The organism is Salinicola sp. (genome assembly GCF_982684285.1).
This window is the reverse complement of the sequence record NZ_CEXLVS010000208.1, coordinates 1-7,458: the sequence shown is the minus strand read 5'-3', so window position 1 is coordinate 7,458 and position 7,458 is coordinate 1. Positions and strand designations below refer to the sequence as shown.

The 7,458-nt window shown below is 64.7% G+C and carries 9 protein-coding genes; 3 read left to right on the top strand and 6 right to left on the bottom strand.

The genetic code is table 11. The annotated features are described in order from the left end of the window. From AC3AYF_RS15965 to AC3AYF_RS15955, 3 genes are all read right to left on the bottom strand, one after another. Positions 1–221, bottom strand: a 221-nt coding sequence (locus AC3AYF_RS15965) for a crossover junction endodeoxyribonuclease RuvC (protein WP_487779991.1), incomplete at its 3' end; no start/stop codon positions are given. 177 nt (positions 222–398) lie between these two features. Next, positions 399–2,180, bottom strand: coding sequence for an aspartate--tRNA ligase (gene aspS / locus AC3AYF_RS15960; RefSeq protein WP_295037860.1), 1,782 nt, complete (start codon positions 2,178–2,180; stop codon positions 399–401). Between the two features lie 44 nt (positions 2,181–2,224). Continuing rightward, the gene (locus AC3AYF_RS15955) at positions 2,225–2,518 is read right to left on the bottom strand and encodes an FmdB family zinc ribbon protein (RefSeq protein ID WP_149434969.1); all 294 of its coding nucleotides are present in this window, start codon (positions 2,516–2,518) and stop codon (positions 2,225–2,227) included. A gap of 303 nt (positions 2,519–2,821) precedes the next feature. Between AC3AYF_RS15955 and AC3AYF_RS15950 the strand changes: the two genes are divergently transcribed. The 3 genes from AC3AYF_RS15950 to AC3AYF_RS15940 all read left to right on the top strand — a co-directional run bounded on the left by AC3AYF_RS15950 (position 2,822) and on the right by AC3AYF_RS15940 (position 5,776). Next, on the top strand, positions 2,822–3,766 hold the full coding sequence (locus tag AC3AYF_RS15950; RefSeq protein ID WP_295037862.1) for a D-2-hydroxyacid dehydrogenase: 945 nt from the start codon (positions 2,822–2,824) through the stop codon (positions 3,764–3,766). Then, complete coding sequence (locus AC3AYF_RS15945; protein ID WP_295037864.1) at positions 3,766–4,710, top strand: ribokinase; 945 nt, start codon at positions 3,766–3,768, stop codon at positions 4,708–4,710. The genes AC3AYF_RS15950 and AC3AYF_RS15945 overlap by 1 nt, the downstream gene beginning before the upstream one ends. 109 nt (positions 4,711–4,819) lie before the next feature. Continuing rightward, a complete protein-coding gene (locus AC3AYF_RS15940) occupies positions 4,820–5,776 on the top strand; it encodes a nucleoside hydrolase (protein ID WP_487779990.1) in 957 nt (318 codons plus the stop codon). Between the two features lie 57 nt (positions 5,777–5,833). Here the strand turns inward: AC3AYF_RS15940 and AC3AYF_RS15935 are convergent, their stop codons facing one another. The 3 genes from AC3AYF_RS15935 to AC3AYF_RS15925 all read right to left on the bottom strand — a co-directional run. Then, entirely contained in the window at positions 5,834–6,106 is a 273-nt protein-coding gene (locus AC3AYF_RS15935; RefSeq protein ID WP_295037868.1) for an acylphosphatase, read from the bottom strand. After that, on the bottom strand, positions 6,045–7,040 hold the full coding sequence (locus tag AC3AYF_RS15930; RefSeq protein ID WP_295037869.1) for a YihY/virulence factor BrkB family protein: 996 nt from the start codon (positions 7,038–7,040) through the stop codon (positions 6,045–6,047). The genes AC3AYF_RS15935 and AC3AYF_RS15930 overlap by 62 nt, the downstream gene beginning before the upstream one ends. Positions 7,041–7,181: 141 nt before the next feature. Continuing rightward, positions 7,182–7,458, bottom strand: a 277-nt coding sequence (locus AC3AYF_RS15925) for a LysR substrate-binding domain-containing protein (protein WP_487779989.1), incomplete at its 5' end; no start/stop codon positions are given.

Sequence of the window (7,458 nt, the reverse complement as noted above, 5' to 3'; positions counted from 1 at the left end):
TCGGCGTTCTTGTCCATGAACACCCGCTCGATGGCAAACTCCGAGGGCCGGTACGCACCGATCATCTCGCTGATGCCGGCATAGATCCGCGCCAGCTTCTGGGCCAGGTCCTCGCCGTCGATACGGATACAGCCACTGGCGACATAGCGCGGCTTGGCGGCGACATCGATGACGCCGTAGCCGGTGATTCGCGAACCGGGATCGATGCCCAGCAGGATCAAGCGCCCGACTCCTCTGCCACTGCCCGCCAATCACGACTCCTCATGGCAACGCACCTCCGGTTCCGCTCTGCGACCACTTGTCGTGAACATCGCCGGAGCGGCGTCGAGCGCGAGAGATACCGGCAAAACAACGCCGGCGCCCATCTGGGGCGCCGGCGTCCTGCCAGAACAGACTCGTCATTCGCCGGTGGGCTCCGGCTGCGCTTTCTGGCGCAGGCGGATATGCAAGTCGCGTAACTGCTGGTTGGTGACCTCGCCCGGGGCGTCGGTCATCAGGTCCGCGGCGCTCTGGGTCTTGGGGAAGGCGATCACGTCGCGGATCGTGCGCGATCCGGTCATCAGCATCACCAGTCGATCGAGACCGAACGCCAGCCCGCCATGGGGCGGCGCGCCGTACTGCAGCGCGTCGAGCAGGAAGCCGAACTTCTCCTCCGCCTCGTCCTTGCCGATGCCGAGCACCTCGAAGACGGCACGCTGCATGGCCTGGTCGTGGATACGGATCGAGCCGCCACCGAGCTCGGTGCCGTTAAGCACCATGTCGTAGGCCCGGGACAGCGCCGTCGCCGGCGATGACCGCAGTGCTTCCGGCGAGCAGGATGGCGCCGTGAACGGATGGTGCAGCGCGGAGAGCCGGCCGTTGTCGTCGGCTTCGAACATCGGGAAATCGACCACCCACAGCGGTGCCCACTTGGCGGTATAGAGATCGAGGTCCTCACCCAGCTTGACGCGCAGCGCGCCGATCGCCTCGTTGACGATACGCGCCTTGTCCGCACCGAAGAAGATGATGTCGCCATCCTCGGCACCGACGCGATCCAGTAGCTGCTCGACGATGCCTTCCATGAACTTGACGATGGGCGACTGCAGACCTTCGAGCCCCTTGGCGCGTTCGTTGACCTTGATCCAGGCCAGGCCTTTCGCGCCGTAGATGCCGACGAACTTGGTGTACTCGTCGATCTCCTTGCGCGACAGCTTGGCGCCACCGCTGACCTTGAGCGCGGCGACGCGACCGTCGTCGGCCTTGGCCGGGCCGGAGAAGACCTTGAAATCCACCGACTGCATCAGATCGTCGACGTCGACCAGTTCCAGCGGAATGCGCAGGTCCGGCTTGTCGGAACCGTAGCGCTGCATCGCTTCGCTGTAGGGCATGCGCGGGAATGCCGGCAACGCCACGTCGAGCACGTCCTGGAACAGCTGGCGCACCATCTGCTCGGTGGTACCCATGATCTCCTGCTCGTCGATGAACGACGCCTCGATATCGATCTGGGTGAATTCCGGCTGACGATCCGCGCGCAGATCCTCGTCACGGAAGCACTTGGCGATCTGATAGTAGCGATCGAAGCCGGACACCATCAGCAGCTGCTTGAACAGCTGCGGGGACTGCGGCAGCGCGAAGAAGTGGCCATCGTGGGTCCTGCTGGGCACCAGATAGTCCCGCGCGCCTTCCGGCGTGGCGCGGGTCAGGATCGGCGTCTCGATATCGAGGAAGCCGTGATCCTCGAGATAGGCACGCACGCTGTGGGTGATGCGCGAGCGCAGGCGCAGCTTCTCGATCATCTCCGGCCGGCGCAGATCGATGTAGCGGTACTTCAGCCGCACTTCCTCGCCGACCTTGCCATGTTCGTCGAGCTGGAAAGGTGGCGTGGCGGCGGTATTCAGTACCTCGACCTGCTTGGCCAGCACCTCGATCATGCCGGTGGGCATGTTGGGGTTCTGGGTGCCTTCGGGGCGCAGCCGAATGCGACCGACGATACGCAGCACGTATTCGCTACGCGAGCGGTCGGCATTGGCGAACGCCTCCGCGGTGTCGGGATCCACCACCACTTGAGCGACACCGTCTCGATCGCGCATGTCGAGGAAAATGACACCGCCATGGTCGCGGCGGCGATGGACCCACCCGCAGAGCGTGACTTCGTGATCGATCAATGACTCGTTCAATTGGCCGCAATAATGACTGCGCATGCTGGATCCTAAAATTGTGAAGCTAAAAATGGTGAAGACGGTATTCAGGCCGAGGCTTTGCTCTCGCCACTCGCCTTGCTGGCGCCATCCGACTTGCCGGCGCTGTCGCCGGAAGCGGCGGGTTTGGCGCTATCGCCAACGAGGTTCTTCTTGCTGCCCGACTTGAAATCGGTCTCGTACCAGCCGCCGCCGGCCAGCCGAAAGCCGGCCGCGGAGACCAGCCGGGACAGTTCGGCGCGCGCGCAGGCCGGGCAATCCGTCAACGGCGCGGCGCTGATCTTCTGAAGCTTTTCCAACCGATGACCGCAAGCCTTACACTCATATTCATAGATGGGCATGATGTCGTCACTCTCTATGACTGCCAGGGTCGCCGGCCGGTAATCGAGCGGCTTGCTGGCAATATCCAGGCGCGCTTCTCCCGACGAGCGTCGCGCCATCCTTTAGTCGGTTTCTCGTTCGTTCTTCGTCATGACCGGTGGCCACACGGACCTTCCCAAGCCAAGCTCGAAAGCCGCATAGTATAGCGCGTAGCGGCCGGTCGCAGGCAATATTACCGGCTGACAATGCCGATGTCGTCGTCCGCACGCCAGCGACCGCCAGGCGACGACCGTCGGAACGGAAAAGAGACAAGGAAAAGACGCATGAAAGCCGTACTTCTGGATGCCGCTTCCCTCGGCGACGACGTCGACCTCGCGCCGGTTCGCACCCTCGTCGACGATCTCGTGACTCATCAGCTGACGGCCAAGGACGAGACGCTCGGCCGGCTCGAGGGTGCCACCATCGCGTTGACCAACAAGGTCGTCATCGATGCCGAGCTGATCGATGCCCTCCCCGATCTGAAGCTGATCTGCGTGCTGGCCACCGGCACCAACAACATCGACATGGCCGCAGCCGAACGGCGCGGCGTCATGGTCCGCAACGTTGCGGCCTACGGCACGGCCAGTGTCGCCCAGCACACCTTGATGCTGATGCTGGCGCTGGCCGCACGACTGCCGCTGTATCAGACCGACGTGCGTGATGGCGCCTGGCAGAGCAGCGACATCTTCTGCCTGCTCGATCACCGCACGCTGCAGCTGGCCGGCAAGCACCTGGTGATCGTCGGCAGCGGCGTGCTGGGTACGGCGGTGGCCAGGCTGGGAGAAGCCTTCGGCATGCGTGTCACCTTCGCCGCGCGCCCTGGCAACGAAGCCGACGATTCGCGTCCGCCGCTGGCGGCATTGCTGGGTGAAGCCGATGTGCTGAGCCTGCACTGTCCGCTGACGGAAGCGACTCGGGGCCTGGTCGGCCGCGAGGCGCTGGCGACGATGAAGACGGATGCGCTGGTGATCAATTGCGCGCGCGGAGGAATCATCGACGAGGACGCGGCGCTCGCCGCCCTCCGCGATGGGCGACTGGGCGGGCTGGCTGTCGATAGCCTGCCCGTCGAGCCGCCACGGGAGGGACACCCCCTGCTCGATGCCCTGTCCGAGCCGCTCAACCTGATCGTGACGCCGCACAATGCCTGGATCACGCCGGAAGCGCGCCAGCGCGTCGTCGACCTGACCGCGGACAACCTGCGCACCTGGCTGAACGAGGAGCGCGCCTGATGGCGAACGACACTCCGAGGATCTACAACTACGGCTCCATCAACATCGACCACGTCTACCGGGTTCCGCACCTGGTGCGCCCGGGCGAGACGCTCTCCAGTACCAGCCTGCATCGGGTACTGGGTGGCAAAGGTGCCAATCAGTCGCTGGCACTGGCGCGCGCCGGCGGGTGCGTGGTCCACTGGGGGCGCCTGAACGAGGGGGACCGGTGGGCGCTGGAGCCGTTGGCCAGCGCCGGCGTCGACGTCGCGGATATCGAGTTGACCGATGACGCCAGCGGCCATGCGCTGATCCAGGTCGACGACGACGCCGAGAACGCGATCATTCTCTATCCGGGTGCCAACCACGGCTTCGACGACGGTCGCCTCGGCTCCCTGGTCGACTCGGCCGCCCCCGGCAGTTGGATCCTGCTCCAGAACGAGTGCAATGACGCCGGAAAGATGCTGCGCCTGGCGGCCGGCAAGGGTCTGTCGGTCGCATTCAACCCGGCCCCGCTCTCCGTGGAGATTGCCGACTTGCCGCTGGATCTATGCCAGCTCCTGTTCCTCAATCGCGGCGAGGCGGCTGCGCTGGTCGGGCAGGAAGAGTCCGTCGATTCCGACACGCTGCTGGAGGCGCTGGCCACGCGCTTGCCGGAGGTGGAGGTCGTCTTGACCCTGGGTGGTCAAGGCGCCTGTCATCAGCATCGGGGCCAGCGAATCACCCTGGCCGCCCACGCGGTGGAGGCCATCGACACCACGGCCGCCGGCGACACCTTCATCGGCTATTTCATGGCGGCCCGGCAGCGCGGCGACGATGTCGAGCAGGCGCTGCGCCTGGCGACGACCGCCTCGGCGCTCTGTGTCCAGACAGCCGGCGCCGAACCCAGCATTCCCGAGGCCAGTGCCGTCGAGAAGGCCCTGATGGCCCTGCCCGCCCTCGCGGCCGAGCGCTCGACACTCTGACCATAGCCCTGAACATAGCCCTGAACACAGCCCTGAACATCGTCACCGACGCCGCGCCGCCGGCCCCGCAGTTGGTGTCGCGCCACCTGAACCGATCTTAGGAATCCTCATGCCGACACCCATCATTTGCGACACCGACCCGGGGGTCGACGACGCCCAGGCCATCGCCATCGCGCTGGCCCACCCGGATATCGAGCTACTGGGCCTGACGACCACCTTCGGCAACGTCACGATCGAAGTCGCCACCCACAACGCGCTGCTGCTCGCGGAGCTCGCCGGTCAGTCGATTCCCGTTGCCCAGGGGGCCGCCGGTCCGCTGGTCAAGCCCAAGAACCCGCCGCCGGGACATATCCACGGCGACAACGGCTTGGGCAACATCGAGTTGCCGGAGGTCTCCACACAAGCCCTGAAGCAGAGTGCAGCCCAGTTCATCGTCGATCAGGTCAATGCCCGGCCGGGAGAAGTCGTGCTGGTCGCCGTCGGTCCACTGGGCAATCTCGCCGCCGCATTGCAGCTCGATCCCGGCTTGGTCGGCAAGGTCAAGCGAGTGGTGGTGATGGGCGGATCGATCCGTGAAGGCGGTAACGTGACCCCCGTCGCGGAAGCCAATATCTTCAACGACCCCCACGCCGCGGCCCGGGTGCTGCAGGCCGGCTGGCCGCTGACGCTGGTGGGGTTGGATGCCACGCACCGTTGCGTGCTGGACCCGCAGAGCATGGCGCGCATCGTCGAAGCCCAGGGCGCGCTGGGTAAGGTATTGGGTGAGAGCTACGATTTCTATCGCGCCTTCTATCAGCAGGCGCTGGACATCGATGGCTGCTGTCCCCATGACAGCTGTGCGCTGGTGTGGCTGCTGCGACCGGATCTCTTTACCGTCGAGCGGGGCTACCTGAGCGTGGTCACCGATGGTCTGGCCGAGGGACAGACCGTGATGGCGCCGGAACGGCGGGAATTCGTGGATGCCCGCTGGTCGCAGGGTACACCGGCAGAGGTCTGCCTGAATGCCGACGGCTCCGCCGTGATCGAGTGGATCGTCGAGACACTCACGACTCCCCCCTCTCCCTGATGTGATCTGGTCCGATCGCGAGCTGCAGCGCTCGGACCAGATCGTTGCCGTCAGGCTTCAGCCTGTGGTGAAGCTCGCGGGGGCCGCGAGCGTCGCCTCCTCGACCGTGACCTCGGTGACGTCGGCGGCCGGCGACCCTTCCCAGAGCTGATCGATCAGTTCGGCGATGGCGATGGCTTCGCCGTGGGCGGTTACCTCGACACGCCCGTCCTCGAGATTGATCGCATGACCGGTAATGCCCCAGCGCTCCGCGTGACGACGTACATGTTCACGGTAGCTGACGCCCTGGACTCTCCCGCTCACCCAGGCCTTGATCGTCCGATGGGTCATGAGATGCCTCCTCCTTTGTGATCACTTCATGGCGCACTGCCACGGCCGTATTGCGAGGAATGATGCTGCCGCCCTTGGCCAGGACATGGGTTCGGGTGAAAGCCGCGCCGAACAGCAGGATCAGCGACGAGTAGTACACCCAGAGCAGAACCAGTACGACCGAGCCCGCCGCCCCGTACGTCGACGCGGTTGCCGTATGCGCCAGATAGGCCGCGATCGCGTTGCGCCCGATGATGAACAGCACCGCCGTCACCAGGGCGCCCAGCAGCACGTCGCGATAGGAGAGCACGACATCCGGCAGCACCTTGAAGATGGCGGCAAAGAACAGCGTTATGACCACGATGGACAGCGCGAACTGAGCGATCTCGAGCAGGAACACGCTGCCGGGAACCCAGTCCCCGGCGTAGCTGAACGTCGCCTGCACGATGACACCCAATATCAATGACACGAGCAGCACGAACCCTATCGCCAGCACGACGGCCATCGACAGCAGACGCTTCTTGGCAAACAGGAAGATACTGTTGCGATCCGGGTTGGGCGCGACACCCCAGATGGTATTGAGTGAAAACTGCATTTGACCGAACACCGTCGTCGCGCCAATGAGCAGCGTGACGAAGCCCGCCACCGTGGGCAGGATGCCCGAGGCCTGGATGCTCGATTGCGCGACAGCGCTCTCGATCGCGCTGGCCGCCGAAGGGCCGAGCGTGTCCTGCAGGCGGTCCACGATCTCGCCCCGGGCGGCATCCTCGCCCAGCCACAGCCCCACCACCGTGACCGCGATGATGACCGTTGGCGCCAGCGAAAAAAGCGTATAGAACGCCAGCGAACCGGCGTAACTGAAGGCGTTGCGGTCGAGCCACAACTTGACTGAATCGCGAACGACGGCGAACCAGTATCGGCAGAAAGAGACGGCGTTGGAGTAGAGGGCTATCAAGTTGAATTCCCTATTGTCTGCTGTCACCGCGGGCGGTAAAGACGAACCTTGAATAATCGGCCTGTTACGACACACCCAGTCTAGACGAGATTTCCGCACTTCCCGCGCCAGCGGCGGAACGTCATCCGTACCGAGCGCGACTCATGCACGCAGGAAATCGCTGGGGAGCTTCATCATGCGGCGCCACAGTTTCTCGACACCGGGCTTGTGAACCAGCGAGCATCGATACAGGCGAATTTCCAACGGGATATCCCAGTCGCTCCCCGCGGCGCGCACCAGCTTTCCGTTCGCCAGTTCGTCGCGGATGCAGAAATCGGGAATCCAGGCCAGCCCGACCCCCTGCAGGGCGATGCCCTTGAGCCCATCCGCCATTGCCGTTTCGTAGACGGTCTTGAGGCGCATGCGCCCTGGCTCGTTC

What these genes read in the sequence shown, in the direction of transcription:
- aspS (WP_295037860.1), bottom strand. Translation starts at nt 2,180, where the DNA reads ATGCGCAGTCATTATTGCGGCCAATTGAACGAGTCATTGATCGATCAC.
- AC3AYF_RS15955 (WP_149434969.1), bottom strand. Translation starts at nt 2,518, where the DNA reads ATGCCCATCTATGAATATGAGTGTAAGGCTTGCGGTCATCGGTTGGAA.
- AC3AYF_RS15950 (WP_295037862.1), top strand. Translation starts at nt 2,822, where the DNA reads ATGAAAGCCGTACTTCTGGATGCCGCTTCCCTCGGCGACGACGTCGAC.
- AC3AYF_RS15945 (WP_295037864.1), top strand. Translation starts at nt 3,766, where the DNA reads ATGGCGAACGACACTCCGAGGATCTACAACTACGGCTCCATCAACATC.
- AC3AYF_RS15940 (WP_487779990.1), top strand. Translation starts at nt 4,820, where the DNA reads ATGCCGACACCCATCATTTGCGACACCGACCCGGGGGTCGACGACGCC.
- AC3AYF_RS15935 (WP_295037868.1), bottom strand. Translation starts at nt 6,106, where the DNA reads ATGACCCATCGGACGATCAAGGCCTGGGTGAGCGGGAGAGTCCAGGGC.